Annotated in this window: 14 protein-coding genes; 9 read left to right on the plus strand and 5 right to left on the minus strand. The window is 69.9% G+C overall.

Annotation, left to right across the window (positions count from 1 at the left end):
• The first annotated feature begins 52 nt into the window (after positions 1-52).
• From OG707_RS23795 to OG707_RS23805, 3 genes are all read left to right on the plus strand, one after another.
• Positions 53-1,870: an outer membrane protein assembly factor BamB family protein gene (locus OG707_RS23795; protein WP_329121535.1), complete on the plus strand. Its 1,818-nt coding sequence runs from the start codon at positions 53-55 to the stop codon at positions 1,868-1,870.
• A 46-nt stretch (positions 1,871-1,916) separates the two neighbouring features.
• A complete protein-coding gene (locus OG707_RS23800; RefSeq protein ID WP_329121537.1) occupies positions 1,917-3,767 on the plus strand; it encodes an outer membrane protein assembly factor BamB family protein in 1,851 nt (616 codons plus the stop codon).
• 156 nt (positions 3,768-3,923) lie between these two features.
• Complete coding sequence (locus OG707_RS23805) at positions 3,924-4,640, plus strand: helix-turn-helix transcriptional regulator (RefSeq protein ID WP_329121539.1); 717 nt, start codon at positions 3,924-3,926, stop codon at positions 4,638-4,640.
• Positions 4,641-4,662: 22 nt separating this feature from the next.
• On the opposite strand, the gene OG707_RS23810 is transcribed toward OG707_RS23805, so the two are convergent.
• Both OG707_RS23810 and OG707_RS23815 read right to left on the minus strand, forming a co-directional pair.
• Entirely contained in the window at positions 4,663-4,938 is a 276-nt protein-coding gene (locus OG707_RS23810) for a hypothetical protein (protein WP_329121541.1), read from the minus strand.
• A 15-nt stretch (positions 4,939-4,953) separates the two neighbouring features.
• Entirely contained in the window at positions 4,954-6,624 is a 1,671-nt protein-coding gene (locus OG707_RS23815) for a sodium:solute symporter family protein (RefSeq protein ID WP_329121543.1), read from the minus strand.
• Positions 6,625-6,873: 249 nt separating this feature from the next.
• On the opposite strand from OG707_RS23815, the gene galT reads away from it, so the two are divergent.
• From galT to galK, 3 genes are read left to right on the plus strand one after another with little or no spacing between them, the layout of a single operon-like run.
• Positions 6,874-7,935, plus strand: a complete 1,062-nt coding sequence (galT, locus tag OG707_RS23820) for a galactose-1-phosphate uridylyltransferase (protein WP_329121545.1) — start codon at positions 6,874-6,876, stop codon at positions 7,933-7,935.
• Complete coding sequence (gene galE / locus OG707_RS23825; protein ID WP_329121547.1) at positions 7,932-8,903, plus strand: UDP-glucose 4-epimerase GalE; 972 nt, start codon at positions 7,932-7,934, stop codon at positions 8,901-8,903. The genes galT and galE overlap by 4 nt, the downstream gene beginning before the upstream one ends.
• On the plus strand, positions 8,900-10,030 hold the full coding sequence (gene galK / locus OG707_RS23830; protein WP_329121549.1) for a galactokinase: 1,131 nt from the start codon (positions 8,900-8,902) through the stop codon (positions 10,028-10,030). Before galE ends, galK begins: the two co-directional genes overlap by 4 nt.
• Positions 10,031-10,095: 65 nt before the next feature.
• Here galK and OG707_RS23835 read toward each other — a convergent pair whose 3' ends face one another.
• Positions 10,096-10,647, minus strand: coding sequence for a Uma2 family endonuclease (locus OG707_RS23835; RefSeq protein ID WP_329121551.1), 552 nt, complete (start codon positions 10,645-10,647; stop codon positions 10,096-10,098).
• 415 nt (positions 10,648-11,062) lie between these two features.
• Here OG707_RS23835 and OG707_RS23840 point away from each other — a divergent pair, with 415 nt between their 5' ends.
• The gene (locus tag OG707_RS23840) at positions 11,063-11,836 is read left to right on the plus strand and encodes a response regulator transcription factor (protein ID WP_329121553.1); all 774 of its coding nucleotides are present in this window, start codon (positions 11,063-11,065) and stop codon (positions 11,834-11,836) included.
• Here OG707_RS23840 and tamR read toward each other — a convergent pair.
• Positions 11,795-12,292, minus strand: a complete 498-nt coding sequence (gene tamR, locus OG707_RS23845) for a MarR family transcriptional regulator TamR (RefSeq protein ID WP_329121555.1) — start codon at positions 12,290-12,292, stop codon at positions 11,795-11,797. The genes OG707_RS23840 and tamR overlap by 42 nt on opposite strands.
• A gap of 89 nt (positions 12,293-12,381) precedes the next feature.
• Between tamR and OG707_RS23850 the strand changes: the two genes are divergently transcribed.
• Together OG707_RS23850 and OG707_RS23855 are read left to right on the plus strand one after the other, a co-directional pair.
• On the plus strand, positions 12,382-13,173 hold the full coding sequence (locus tag OG707_RS23850) for a trans-aconitate 2-methyltransferase (RefSeq protein WP_329121557.1): 792 nt from the start codon (positions 12,382-12,384) through the stop codon (positions 13,171-13,173).
• Positions 13,173-13,547, plus strand: a complete 375-nt coding sequence (locus OG707_RS23855; RefSeq protein WP_329121559.1) for a VOC family protein — start codon at positions 13,173-13,175, stop codon at positions 13,545-13,547. The genes OG707_RS23850 and OG707_RS23855 overlap by 1 nt, the downstream gene beginning before the upstream one ends.
• Here OG707_RS23855 and OG707_RS23860 read toward each other — a convergent pair.
• Entirely contained in the window at positions 13,481-14,278 is a 798-nt protein-coding gene (locus OG707_RS23860; protein ID WP_329121562.1) for an AraC family transcriptional regulator, read from the minus strand. The genes OG707_RS23855 and OG707_RS23860 overlap by 67 nt on opposite strands.

Below are 14,278 nucleotides of genomic sequence, written 5' to 3' on the forward strand. Positions count from 1 at the left end.
TGCGGGGGAGGCCGGTCGGGCAGCGGACCCCCGCGTGAAGAGGTATCTGGCGATGACTCAGCCGCCCGGACAGCAGCCGCCGCAGGGCGGATTCGGCGCACCGCAGGACCCCCGGCTGGGGATGCCGCAGCCGCAGTCCCAGCCCGCGCCGCCGCCCCCGCCCGCCCAGGCGCCGCAGATGCCGCCGCCGCCCGCCGCGCCGCCGCAGGCTCCGCAGCCGCAGCCCGGGTACGGCTATCCGCAGAACCCGCCGCCCCCGCAGCCGGGTTACGGCTACCCCCAGCAGGCGCCGCCGCCGGCCCCGAACCCGTACGCCCAGCAGCCCCAGCAGCAGCCCGGCCAGTTCCCGCAGCAGCAGCCCGGCCCCTACGGCGCGCCCCAGTCTCCCTATGGGCAGCAGCAGTTCCCCGGCGCCCCTGTGCCGCCCCAGCCCGGCCAGGGCGGCGGCGGTGGCGGGTTCTTCAAGGGCAAGCCCGGTGTCATCATCGCGGCCGCCGTGGCCGGCCTCCTCGTCATCGGCGGCGGCGTCTATTTCGCCGTCAGCAGCGGCGACAAGGACGACAAGAAGCCCGTCGCGACCGACAGCAAGAAGCCCACCGGCGGCTCCAGTTCGAGCAGCACCGACGGCACGGGCGACCGCAACGGCGGCGACGACCTCAACGCGGGCCGCAAGGACGGCGAGGCCAAGGTCCTCTGGTCGCAGACCAACAAGGTCGACCTGCCGCGCAACGGCGCCGACCAGAACGGCATGTGGTTCACCGGCGACACCGTCGCCAAGGCCATGTACAAGAACATCACCGGGTACGGGGTCGCCGACGGCGCCCAGAAGTGGTCGCTCACCCTCGACACCGAGATCTGCGGCGCACCCCAGCAGTCCACCGCGGACGGAAAGATCGTCGTCGGCGTCAAGAACGGCAACACCGACAAGAGCGACTGCGACCAGCTCCAGCAGGTCGACCTCACCACAGGAAAGCTCGGCTGGAAGGTCAAGGTCCCGTCGGAGAACGCCTTCGACATCAAGACCGAGCTCTATCTCTCCATCTCCGGCAACACCGTGGGCGTGACCCGCATGGGCGGCTCCAGCGCCTTCTCGGTCACCGACGGCCACAAGCTCTTCGGCCGCATGGCCGGCACCTGCCAGCCGTCGGGCTTCGCGGGCGGCGCCAAGATGCTCGCCGCCGAGACCTGCTCGTCGGGCGGCAACGAGACCGGGGCGCAGATCCAGGAGCTCAACCCGCAGACGGGCAAGGCGAACTGGACGTACAAGCTCCCCAGCGGCTGGGCGGTGAAGAAGGTCTACTCGACCTCCCCGCCCGTCCTCTACGTCACCAACTCCAAGAAGAAGACCTGGAACATCCTCTCCCTGAAGCCGAACGGCGCCTTCCGCTCGGAGCTCCACCTCAAGGACACCTTCCAGCCCAGCTGCGGCCTGTCGATCTTCGAGGGCGAGATGCAGAGCTGCACCGGAGTGGCCTCGGACGCCAACACGCTCTACCTGCCGACCACCCCGGCCTCCACGAGTGACGGCCGTCAGAACGAGATCGTCGCGATCGACCTCAACACCGGCAAGGCCAAGTGGCGTTCGCCGGCCGGCACCGCCCGCACCGCGATCCCGCTGCGGACCGAGGGCGCCAACCTGATCGCCTACCTCGAGCCGAGTTACGACAAGGCCGGCGCGATCACCAGCATCGGCCCGTCGGGCGGCGCGGCGACGGTGCTGCTCCAGCACCCCGAGACGACGGCCTCGATCGAGAACGGCTTCTTCTCCCGGAAGGTCGAGTACATCGACGGACGGTCGATCATCATGTCGACCCGCGTCGACGGCAAGGACGACGAGACCTCCAAGATCATGCTGGCGTACGGCAAGTGACGGCACCCCGCCCACTGAACTCCCAGGCACCGAAGGCAGACCCGCGATGACCCAGCCGCCACCGCCACCGCAGCAGCCGCCGAACCAGCCCCCGCAGGGCGGCTTCGGCGCGCCCCAGCAGCCGTACGGCCAGCCGCAGCAGCCCCAGCAGCAGCCGCCGGGCCAGCCCCCGCAGCAGCCGCAGGCCCCGTACGGCCAGCCGCCGCAGCAGCCGTACGGACAGCCGCCGGCACCCCCGCAGCAGCCGTACGCCCAGCCCCAACAGCCGTACGCCCAGCCGCAACAGCAGCCGCAGCAGCCGTACGGACAGCCCCAGCAGCAGCCCCAGCCCGGCTACGGCTACCCGCCGCAACAACAGCAGCCGGGCTACGGCTACCCGACCCCACCGCAGCAGGGCTACGACTTCCCCCAACACACCCAGCCCGTCACCCCGCCCCCCGGCGGCAGCGGCGGCAACAAGAACCAGACCCGCATCATCATCGCGGCGGTCGTAGCCGTCGCCCTGATCATCGGCGGCGGCCTCTGGTACATGTCCGCCCAGGACGACAGCAAGGGCAACAAGGACAACCAGTCCCAGGGCGACACCGGCGGCAGCAAGGGCGGCTCCGGCGGCACCGGCGGCAACAAGGGCCTCGGCGGCAACGGCACCGAGAAGGTCCCCGCCTCCACCGCGGGCAAGGTGCTCCTCCAGGTGCCCGCCGCCAAGCCCGCCCTCGTCACCGGGGTCAACGGCACCTGGCTCACCGACAAGGCGTTCGTGCAGTCCGGCGTCAACCAGGTCGTCGCCTACGACCTCGCCTCCGGCAGCCCCACCTGGACCGTCAAACTGCCGGGCCCGCTCTGTGCCGCATCGAACCACGTCTCCCCGGACGGCATCACGGCGATCACCTTCCAGCCCGCCACCCCGACCGAGAAGACGAAGTACTACGGCTGCTCACAGGTGGCCGCGCTCGACCTCAACGCGGGCAAGCTCCTGTGGCGCAAGCAGATCGACGCCCCCGACCGGCCCACCAAGGCCGCCGAGTTCGACGAGGTCACCGTCGGCCCCGGCGTCGTGGCCACCGGAGGCATCGAGGCCTCGGGGGCCTGGGATCTGAAGACCGGCGCCCTGCGCTGGAAGCCGAGCGCCAACTCCGAGAACTGCTCGGACAAGGGCTACGCGGGAGGCGAGGCCCTCGTCGCCGTACGCACCTGCGGCGACATCGACAGCCCGCAGCTGACGGTCCAGCGCGTCGATCCGGTCACCGGAAAGGCGGCGTTCTCGTACGCCCTGCCGCGCGGTGTCCAGTACGCGCACATCGTCTCCACCAAGCCGCTGGTCGTCGCGGCCGACGTCGGCGACACCGCGGGCGACGGCAGCGGCATCTCCGACTACTTCTCCCTCTCCGACACCGGCACGCTGCTCGCCAGGATCCCGGCCTCGGGCGCCAAGTACGGCGGCCGGTGCTCCTCCACCGAGGTCGAGGTGTGCCACAACATCGTCGTCGGCAACAACCGCCTCTACCTGCCCACCGAGGAGCACGACCGGACGAACGAGATCCTCTCCTTCGACCTGGCCACGGGTAAGTCGACCAGCGACAACGCGCCCGCCGGCGACGGCTTCCGCTCGGTCCCGGTCCGGATGGACGGCGGAAACCTCATCGTCTACAAGGTGCCCCCGTACGACAAGGGCGGCCAGGTCGTCTCGGTCGACGGCGGAACCTTCAAGCAGACGCTCCTGATGTCGAATCCGGCCGACAAGGACATCAGGGACGCGGAGACCAGCTTCACCCTGGACCACGCGCAGATCGTCTTCGGAGGCGGCCGTCTCTTCTTCGGCGACGAGATCCTGGGCGCGGCCGACTCCTGGTCCCCGGACGAGAAGCGTTATCTCACGGTGGGCTTCAGTACGGGCTGATCCGGCCACCAAATAGCCCAGAATGGAAGGGATTTCAACATTCCAGGGGGCTTCTGACCGGTAAGGGGCGCGCGACGTCGAACAAGCGTGTAGCTTGCCGGGTCAGGAGGGCCGGGGGGCCTGCTCCGTGGGGGTCACACTGTGGGGGGTAGCTCTATGGGCGTGCGGCTCATGGTGGTCGACGACCACCGCTTGCTCGCCGAGGCACTCGCCTCGGCGCTGAAACTGCGCGGCCACCGCGTGCTCGCCGCGGCCGCACCCACCGGCGGCTCGGCCGAGCTGGTGATCGGCCGCGCGCCCGAGGTCTGCCTCTTCGGTACGGCAACACCCGCCGAACCAGGGGCTTTCGACCCCATCGTGCGGATCAAGAAGGAGCGCCCCCAGGTCGCCGTGGTGGTGCTCGGCCCGGTGCCGAGCCCCCGCGGCATCGCGGCCGCCTTCGCCGCGGGCGCATCCGGTTACGTACGCCACGACGAGCGCATCGAGGGCGTCGAGCGCGCCATGGTGAAGGCCAGAGCGGGGGAGGCGGCCGTCGCGCCGCAGCTCCTGCAGGGCGCCTTCGCCGAACTCCTCAACCCGGCCGCCCAGCCCGACGACGAGGGCCAGCGCCTGCTGCAGATGCTGACCCCGCGCGAGATCGAGGTGCTCGTACGGGTGGCCGACGGCGAGGACACCCGGCTGATCGCGGCCGGGATGGGCATCGCGCCGAGCACCGCCCGCACCCACGTCCAGCGCGTCCTGATGAAGCTCGGCGTCGGCTCACGCCTGGAGGCCGCGGCCCTCGCGGCGCGCACCGGGCTGCTCGACCGGGCGACGGTCAGCGCGTCCCTGCAGCTCGGGGGTACGGAAACAGGGCCGGACCTCAGCGTGTGAAGTCCGGCCCTGTCCAGGGGAGTTACTCCGACGGCGTCGGCGGCGCCACGACCGGGCGCAGCTTCAGCCAGACGAGGAAGAACAGCCCCAGGGCGAGCATCGCGAGCCCCGTCCAGAGGTTGATGTTGACCCCCTGCGCCTTCTTCATGTCGGCGTCGGAGACGGTGATCCCGGCGATCGTCACGATGACGCCGTAGACGACGAACAGTCCGCCGATGATGCGCCGGATGTCGAAGAGACGGGCGGCGGTGGCCGACTTGGCCTCCAGCTCGGAGACTTCCTTGTGCAGCTCAGACATGGTGGTTGCCTCCGATCAGATCGAGTACGGGATGTAGCAGAGCGCGGCGAGGACGATCGCGCCCCAGCCGAGCAGTGCCGGCTTGCGGTACCAGGCGTCGTCGCCCTCGGCGGGCGGCTCCTCCATGTCCGGGGACTTGGTGCCGTAGACGAGACCCGCGAGTTCGGCCTCGGGCTTCGGCGCGGTGAAGAGCGTGACGACGACCATGACGACCGCACCGGCGACGAAGCCGACGATCGCGGAGACGAAGTTGGCGCCCTGGTCGGTGGGGATGGAGATGACGCCCTGCTTGTAGATCCAGAAGTAGTTGAGCATGGCGGCCGAGGTGCCCGCGAGCAGGCCCCAGACGCCGGACTTCATGGACGCGCGCTTCCAGAACATTCCGATGATGAAGACCACGAACATCGGGACGTTGAAGAAGGAGAACAGCGTCTGCAGGTACCCCATGATGTTGGAGAACGAGGAGGCGATGAAGGCCGTGCCGATGGAGGCCAGTACGCCGACGGCCGTGATGAGGCGGCCGAAGCGCAGGTAGTACGCGTCCGGCTTGTCCTTCTTCACGTACCGCGCCCAGATGTCCGTCGTGAACACGGTGTTGAACGACGAGACGTTGGCCGCCATGCCCGCCATGAACGCGGCGAGCAGACCGGTGACCGCGATGCCGAGGACACCGTTGGGGAGCAGGTCCTGCATGAGCAGCGGGATCGCGTCGTTGTACTGCAGACCCGAGCCGGAGAGCCCGATCTTCGGGGCGACGACGGCGGCGACCAGGCCCGGGATCATCACCAGGAAGACGATGAAGATCTTCGGGAACGCGGCGATCAGCGGGGTGCGCTGGGCGGCCGAGAGGTTCTTGGCGGAGAGTGCGCGCTGCACCTCGGCGAAGTTGGTCGTCCAGTAGCCGAAGGAGAGGACGAAGCCGAGGCCGAGGATGATCGTCAGCCAGTTCGCGCCGAGCGGGTTGGCCTGGCCGATGGCCGTGCCGTCCCAGGCGGAGAGGAAGCTGTGGCCGTGGCTCTTCTCCAGGGAGTCCGTCAGCCCGTCCCAGCCGCCGACCTTCTTCAGGCCGAGGATGGTGAGCGGGATGAGCGCGGCGAGGATCACGAAGAACTGCAGGACTTCGTTGTAGATCGCCGACGAGAGACCGCCGATGGTGATGTACAGGAGGACGAAGAGGCCCGCGACCACGATCGCGACCCACTGCGGCCAGCCCAGGAGCGCCTCCACGACGATCGACAGGGCGTAGAGGTTCACGCCCGCGATCAGGATCGCCGCGAAGGCGAAGAGTATGGAGCTCAGCAGATGGGCGGACTTGTCGAAGCGCTGGAGCAGGAACTCCGGTACGGAGCGCACCTTCGACTTGTAGTAGAAGGGCATCATCACCAGGCCGAGGAAGACCATGGCCGGGATGGCGCCGATCCAGTACCAGTGGACGACCGCGACGCCGTACTGCGCGCCCGTCGCCGCCATGCCCAGGATCTCGGTCGCGCCGAGGTTGGCCGCGACGAATGCCAGGCCGGTGACCCAGGCCGGCAGTGAGCGGCCCGAGAGGAAGAAGTCGAGACTGGTCTTCACGCTGGCACGGGCCGCGAAGCCGATGCCGAGGACCACGACGAAGTAGATCGCCATGATCGCGTAATCGAGCCCGTTGGTGGGGAGCCGGAGCCCTGCGGCGAGAGTGTGCATGGGGGTACTCGCTTCGTTGCGCGAACTGAACAGGACCGGAACTTACGCTTCCGAGTTCAGGAAGTGAACAGTTTTGTTGAGGTTGTTTGTTGGATTGTGATCGCAGAGGGCGTTTTGTCCTGATGTTGCGCGAGGGAAAGCGCTTGCCTGTTGAAGGCGTCACACCCATTGACTGCGCTGTTGGCTTGTGGTTTGTTATGTTCGGTTCTGTTGAGTGTGCGTGTGTGTTGCAGTGCGAGGAGCGCCAGCGTGAAGAAGACATCGACCCGGCTCGCCGACGGTCGTGAGCTGCTCTACTACGACTCACGCGACGACGCGGTACGAGACGACGCCGACCTGCGCCCTCTCGACCCGGTCTCCACCGCCTCCGAGGTCCGTCACGACCCGCTGCTCGGTGACGCGGTCGCCGTCGCCTCGCACCGCCAGGGGCGCATCTACCACCCCCCGGCCGACGAGTGCCCCCTCTGTCCTTCCCGTAACGGACGGCTCAGCGAAATCCCGGCGCCCGAGTACGACGTGGCGGTCTTCGAGAACCGCTTCCCGTCCCTCGCCGGCGACTCCGGCCGCTGCGAGGTCGTCTGCTTCACCTCCGACCACGACGCGTCCTTCGCCGACCTCACGGACGAGCAGGCGGCCCTGGTCCTGGAGGCCTGGACCGACAGGACCGCGGAGCTCGCCGAACTCCCGCAGGTCAAGCAGGTGTTCTGCTTCGAGAACCGCGGCGCCGAGATCGGCGTCACCCTCGGCCACCCGCACGGCCAGATCTACGGCTACCCCTTCATCACCCCGCGCACCGAGGCGATGCTGCGCAGCGCCGACGCGTTCGCGGAAGCCACCAGCGGCGGCAACCTCTTCGACGACGTCGTCGCCCGCGAGCTCGCGGACGGCTCCCGCATCGTCATGGAGGGCGAGCACTGGGTGGCCTTCGTCCCGTACGCCGCGCACTGGCCGTACGAGGTGCACCTCTACCCGCGCAAGCGCGTCCCCGACCTCCGCTTCCTCGACGAGGACGCCCGCACAGAGTTCCCACAGATGTACCTGGAACTCTTGAGGCGCTTCGACCGGATCTTCGGCGAGGGCGAGCCGCCGACGCCGTACATCTCGGCCTGGCACCAGGCGCCGTTCGGCGAACTGGACGGACACAGCGTCAACCGGGACGAATTCGCCCTGCATCTGGAGCTTTTCACCATCCGCCGCACTTCCGGCAAGCTGAAGTTCCTCGCGGGTTCCGAGTCCGGCATGAACGTCTTCATCAACGACGTGCCGCCGGAGTCCGCGGCAGAGCGACTGCGAGAGGTAGCGAGCAAGTGAGCAACAAGTACCTGGTGACGGGCGGCGCGGGCTATGTGGGCAGCGTCGTGGCGGCGCACCTGCTGGAGGCCGGCCACGAGGTCACCGTCCTCGACGACCTCTCCACCGGCTTCCGCGAGGGCGTCCCCGCAGGCGCGCACTTCATCGAGGGCCGCATCCAGGACGCCGACAAGTGGCTCGACTCCTCGTACGACGGCGTCCTGCACTTCGCCGCCTCCTCCCAGGTCGGCGAGTCCGTCGCCAACCCGGAGAAGTACTGGCTGAACAACGTCGGCGGTACGACGGCCCTCCTCGCCGCGATGCGCTCGGCGGGCGTCCGCACCCTGGTCTTCTCCTCGACGGCGGCGACGTACGGCGAGCCCGAGTCGGTCCCGATCCGCGAGTCCGCCCCCACCTCCCCGACCAACCCGTACGGCGCGACGAAGCTCGCCGTCGACCACATGATCACGGGAGAGTGCGCGGCCCACGGCCTGGCGGCCACCTCGCTGCGCTACTTCAACGTCGCGGGCGCCTACGGCACGTACGGCGAGCGCCACGACCCCGAGTCGCACCTCATCCCCCTGGTCCTCCAGGTCGCCCAGGGCAAGCGCGACGCGATCTCGGTCTACGGCGACGACTACCCGACCCCCGACGGCACCTGCGTCCGCGACTACATCCACGTCGCCGACCTCGCCGAGGCCCACCTCCTCGCCCTGGCCGCGGCCACCCCCGGCGAGCACCTGATCTGCAACCTCGGCAACGGCACCGGCTTCTCGGTCCGCGAGGTCGTCGACACGGTCCGCAAGGTCACCGGTCACCCGATCCCCGAGATCACCGAGGCGCGGCGCGCCGGCGACCCGGCCGCCCTCGTCGCCTCCGCGGACACCGCACGCGAGCGGCTGGGCTGGCAGCCCTCCCGCCCCGACCTGGCCGGCATCGTCTCCGATGCGTGGGCATTCGCTCAGAACAAGGGAGTTGCTGAGGCATGAGTTTCCAGGAGCTGTACGGGACCGCCCCCGAGGGGGTCTGGGCCGCACCCGGCCGGGTCAACCTGATCGGCGAGTACACGGACTTCAACGAGGGCTTCGTGATGCCCCTCGCGCTGCCGCACACGGCGGTCGCCGAGGTGTCGCGCCGTACGGACGGAATCCTCCGCCTCTTCTCGGCCGACATCGAGGGCGGCATCGTCCAGCTCCACGTGGATGAACTCGAACCCCTCACCAACACCAGCTGGGCCGCGTACCCGGCAGGCGTGGTCTGGGCGCTGCGCGAGGCGGGCCACGCGGTCACGGGCGCGGACATCCACCTCACCTCCACCGTCCCGACGGGCGCGGGCCTCTCGTCCTCGGCGGCCCTGGAGATCGTGACCGCACTCGCGCTCAACGACCTGTACGAACTGGGCCTCTCCGCACAGGAGTTGGCCGTGATCGCCCAGCGCGCCGAGAACGCCTTCGTCGGCGTCCCGTGCGGGATCATGGACCAGACGGCCTCCGCCTGCTGCACCGAGGGCCACGCCCTCTACCTGGACTGTCGCGACCTCTCCACCCGCCAGGTCCCCTTCGACCTCGCCGCCCAGGGCCTGCAGCTCCTGGTCGTCGACACGCGCGTCAAGCACGCGCTGGGCGACGGGGCGTACGCCGAGCGGCGCGAGGGCTGCGAGGAGGGCGCGCGGCAGCTGGGCGTGAGCCACCTCCGGGACGTCCCGTACAGCGAACTCCCGGCCGCCCTGGCCAAGTTGGACGACGAGCGCATCCGCCGCTACGTCCGCCACATCGTCTCCGACGACCACCGCGTCGAGCAGACGATCGAGCTCCTGGACGCGGGCGACATCCGCGCCATAGGCCCCGTCCTCGTCGAGGGCCACACCTCGCTCCGCGACGACCTGCGCATCTCCTGCGAGGAGCTGGACCTGGTCGTCGACACGGCGGTCGCGGCCGGCGCGGTCGGCGCCCGGATGACGGGCGGCGGCTTCGGCGGCTCGGCGATCGTGCTCCTGGAGGCGACGGACGCGGAAACGATCACGAAGTCGATCGAAGAGGCCTTCGCGGCAGCGGGCCACGCGGCCCCGCGCGTCTTCGAGGCGACCCCTTCGGCGGGCGCGCACCGCCTGAGCTGAACCACCACGTCGTACGAACGGGTGCGTGAGGTGGAGGGATGACCTCCACCTCACGCGCGGCTTGGTCAGCGGGTGCTGGTCTCCGGCTCGGTCCGGGGGAGCTCGTCGAGGTCGAGGGTGAAGACGCGGCCGTCGGCCAGCTCGACGGGGAGCTTGCCGGTGCCGTACTTGTGGGTGTGCGCGGCGACGTAACCGGTGCCGGTCGGCTGCGTGTGGAGGACGATCTCCTGGGCGTAGGGGTCCACGATCAGGTAGACGGGAATGCCGTAGCGACCGTACTTGGCGGTGCAGTCGTCGTAGTCCTTGCGGGCCGACGAGGTCGAGACGACCTCGGAGATCAGCAGAACGTCCTCGAAGCTGTACCGCTTGCCCTGCTTCTGTGCGTCCTCGCGCAGGATCGCGAGATCGGGGGCGGAGTTCTCGTCCGCGGGGAAGTCGATGTACACGTCGGAGGTGACCTTCGCGTGACGGCCGAGGGCGAGCGAGTCGATCTGCATCGAGCGGATCGTGCTGGAGTGTTCCTCGCTCCGCGGTGTCATGATCACCTTTCCGTCGGCACCGAAGAAGACCGAGTACCCCTTGGGAAACTCGGTGTGCACGATTGCGTCGACACTCATGGACGGCTCCTACCTGTATGACGCCAGGCTACGGCGGGCAAGCGGCCAGGGGCGGCCGGAGGGCGGCCTGGGCCCCGTCGCCCCGAGGCCGGGCGGTACTGGACCTTCCGGTGGTACCAAAGCCCTGAATATGCCACTGGCCCGGGCGACTTCTGTCGCAAAGCATCACAACCGACACATCGCCCACAAGCCATCGGTCAATCCTGCAAATTGCCTTCCCCTCCGGCCCCCCGCCCGTACGCTGAACCACAGCACCGGTGGGGGCCGGTGTTGATCAGGGGGCGAGACAGTCGGGTACGACGCCCGGGGTGGGGTAGTAGTCGATGCACGGCGGCGGCCGTGCGGACCGGCACCTCCTTCACATCGGGCGCCGTACCTGCGCCGGTCCGTCCCCCGACGCATGGGGGTTAATCAAGTGGTACGTATCCGGGTTCTCGTGGTCGACGACCACCGCATCTTCGCCGAGTCGCTCGCAGCCGCGCTCGCGGCCGAGCCCGACGTGGATGTCGCCGCGGCAGGCAGCGGCCCAGCTGCCCTGCGCTGCCTCGACCGGGCGGCGGCAGAGGGCCGCAGATTTGATGTGATGCTGGTCGACGCCGACCTCGGTACGGCAGCCGCGGCCCAGCTCGGGATGCGCGCGGTCGCGGTGCCCGACGGCGGCGACAACGGCCTGGTCGACGGCATCTCCCTTGTCGTGGGCGTCCGTTCGGGCCAGCCGTCGGTCCGCACCGTCGTACTCGCCGAGAAGGACGACTCGCGCAGGGCGGCGCTCGCGCTGCAGGCGGGAGCATCCGGCTGGGTGGCGAAGGACTGCTCGCTGCAGCGGCTCCTGGCTGTCATCCGGGGCGTACTGCGTGACGAGACGCATCTGCCGCCCGCTCTTCTCACGGGCGTACTGCGGGAGTTGACCGCGGCCCGCAAGCACCGCACCGAGAGCGAACGGCTCGTCGAGTCGCTCACCCCGCGCGAGCGCGAGGTGCTGCGCTGCATGGTGGCCGGTCTGGGCAGGAAGGCCGTGGCCGAGCGCCTCTTCCTCTCCCCGCACACGGTCCGCACCCATATGCAGAACGTGCTGGGAAAGCTGGGCGTCCACTCCACCCTCGCCGCGGTCGCACTGGCCCGCCGTGCGGGTGTGGGTCCGGTCGACCTAGCCGGGGACGTTGTCGAACGGGGCGGTCAACTGGCGTAGCAGACCGGCGAGTTCGCCCCGCTGCGAGCGGGAGAGCTCACCCAGGATGGCCCGTTCCTGCGCGAGCAGCCCGGCCAGCGCCTGGTCGGCCCGGTCGCGGCCCTCGGGGGTGAGCCGCACCAGCACACCGCGCCGGTCGCTGGGGTCGGGCAGCCGCTCGACGAGGCCCTTCTTCGCGAGCCGGTCGATGCGGTTGGTCATCGTGCCCGAGGTGACGAGCGTCTGGGTGAGGAGCTGTCCGGGGGAGAGCTGGTACGGATCGCCCGCGCGCCGCAGCGAGGTGAGCACGTCGAACTCCCACGGCTCCAGCGAATGCTCCGAGAAGGCGAGCCTGCGCGCCCGGTCCAGATGGCGGGCCAGGCGGGAGACGCGGCTGAGCACCTCGAGTGGTTCCACGTCGAGGTCGGGGCGCTCTCGGCGCCATGCAGCGACCAGCCGGTCGACCTCGTCCTCCATGACGATCAGTGTAGTGGGTACCTCGACATGAAGTCTCTTGAATTCAACTATCTTGACATCGAGATACTTCGGGCGGGAGCCTGTACGCCATGACATCCACCTCACCTGTATGGGACCCGCACCAGTACCTCAACCACGCCGACCACCGCACCCGCCCCTTCCACGACCTCCTCGCCCGCGTCACCGGCGACCCCGCCCGCATCGCCGACCTCGGCTGCGGCGCGGGCAACGTCACCGCGGTCCTGGCCGACCGGTGGCCGAAGGCTCGTATCACCGGCTACGACAACTCCCCGCAGATGCTGGAGGAGGCCGAGAAGCACGCCACCGACACCCTCGACTTCGCGCTGGCCGACGCCGCCGACTGGGCGCCCACCGAGACGTACGACCTGATCGCCTCCAACGCCCTCTACCAGTGGATCCCCGGCCACGCCGACCTCTTCCCCGCCCACCTGGAAGCCCTCGCGCCCGGCGGCACCTTCGCCTTCCAGGTCCCCGGGAACTTCACCGCGCCCAGCCACACGATCCTCGCCGAGCTCCGCGAATCGTCCCGCTGGCGCCCGCGCCTGCACGGCGTCGGCGACCGTACGGCAGCCGTGCTGGAGCCCTCCGAGTACTACGGCGTCCTCGCCGACCTCGGCCTGGAACCGGACGTCTGGGAGACGACGTACACCCAGGTCCTCACCGGCGAGGACCCCGTCCTCGACTGGGTGAAGGGCACGGCCCTGCGCCCGGTCCTCACCGCGCTCGCGGACGACCCCGAGGCGACGGCGGCCTTCCTCGCCGAGTACGCGGCGCTGCTCCGCAAGGCCTACCCGCCCACCGCGCACGGCACGTTCTTCCCGTTCCGCCGGATCTTCGCCGTAGCCCGCAAGGGGGCCTGATGCTCACCGCAGTCGACCACGTCCAGCTGGCCGCACCGCCCGGCACGGAGGACGCACTCCGTACGTACTACGAGGGCGCGCTCGGCATGACGGAGATCCCCAAGCCCCCGGTCCTGGCGGCCCGCGGCGGCTGCTGGTTCCAGGCGGGCGCGGTCCAGCTGCACCTGGGGATCGAGAAGGACTACCGCCCGTCCGCGAAGGCCCACCCCGGCCTGCGCGTCACGGACATCGAGGCGTACGCGGAACGGATCGCAGCCCACGGCGCGAGGGTGCAATGGGACGGCGACCTTCCCGGCCACCGCCGCTTCTACTCCTGGGACCCCGTCGGCAACAGGCTCGAATTCCTGGAGCCACTGCCCGAGACCGCCGGCTGACGGTACTCGCCCGGCGTCGTACCGAAAGCGCTCCGGAACGCCTGGATGAACGCGCTGGGACCGCTGTAGCCGCACGCGGCAGCGGTCCCCGTGACCGGTGTGCCCGCCGCCAGCAGGGTCAGCGCGTGATGCAGCCGGAACTGGGTGCGCCACTGGGGGAAACTCATCCCCGTCTCGGCCCGGAACAGCCTGCTCAGCGTCCGCTCCGAAGCGCCCACCGCAGCCCCGAGCCCGGCGAGCGTACGCCCGTCGCCCGGATCGTCCGCGAGGAGCTGCGCGACGTCCCGCAGCCGGGGGTCGGCGAGCGCCGGCAGGTGCACCTGCAGCGCCTCGACCTGCCGCAACTGGTCCAGTGCCACCCGTTCCAGGTTGCGCCGGGGGCCGGCCGGCAGTTCGCCCTCGTGGGTCAGCGCGGCGATGACCTCACGCAGCAGCGGGCCGACCGCGAGCACCGTCGGCCGGTCGAGCCGCAGCGGATCGGCCGAGCGCGGGAAGGTCAGCGCCCGCAGCTCGGTCGGCCCGTACGCCTGATGCGCGTGGCGCACCCGCGCGGGCAGCCAGACGGCCCGGTGCGGCGGCACGACCCAGCTGCCGTGGGCCGTCGAGACGTGCAGGACTCCGCTGCCGGGGCTGATGAGCTGGTGGTCGTCATGGTCGTGCCAGTCGATGCGCTCCTGGTGGGCGAGGGGGACGCGGGCGGGCTTCTCACGGCGTTGGCAGGCTGTCGACAC

Origin of the sequence: Streptomyces sp. NBC_01465, from assembly GCF_036227325.1 — a bacterium.
Lineage (GTDB): Bacteria > Actinomycetota > Actinomycetes > Streptomycetales > Streptomycetaceae > Streptomyces.

Excerpts from the sequence above, each read along its gene's own strand:
- galK (WP_329121549.1), top strand. The coding sequence starts at position 8,900 with ATGAGTTTCCAGGAGCTGTACGGGACCGCCCCCGAGGGGGTCTGGGCC.
- OG707_RS23800 (WP_329121537.1), top strand. The coding sequence starts at position 1,917 with ATGACCCAGCCGCCACCGCCACCGCAGCAGCCGCCGAACCAGCCCCCG.
- OG707_RS23835 (WP_329121551.1), bottom strand. The coding sequence starts at position 10,647 with ATGAGTGTCGACGCAATCGTGCACACCGAGTTTCCCAAGGGGTACTCG.
- OG707_RS23795 (WP_329121535.1), top strand. The coding sequence starts at position 53 with ATGACTCAGCCGCCCGGACAGCAGCCGCCGCAGGGCGGATTCGGCGCA.
- OG707_RS23805 (WP_329121539.1), top strand. The coding sequence starts at position 3,924 with ATGGGCGTGCGGCTCATGGTGGTCGACGACCACCGCTTGCTCGCCGAG.
- OG707_RS23850 (WP_329121557.1), top strand. The coding sequence starts at position 12,382 with ATGACATCCACCTCACCTGTATGGGACCCGCACCAGTACCTCAACCAC.
- tamR (WP_329121555.1), bottom strand. The coding sequence starts at position 12,292 with ATGGAGGACGAGGTCGACCGGCTGGTCGCTGCATGGCGCCGAGAGCGC.
- OG707_RS23810 (WP_329121541.1), bottom strand. The coding sequence starts at position 4,938 with ATGTCTGAGCTGCACAAGGAAGTCTCCGAGCTGGAGGCCAAGTCGGCC.
- OG707_RS23855 (WP_329121559.1), top strand. The coding sequence starts at position 13,173 with ATGCTCACCGCAGTCGACCACGTCCAGCTGGCCGCACCGCCCGGCACG.
- OG707_RS23815 (WP_329121543.1), bottom strand. The coding sequence starts at position 6,624 with ATGCACACTCTCGCCGCAGGGCTCCGGCTCCCCACCAACGGGCTCGAT.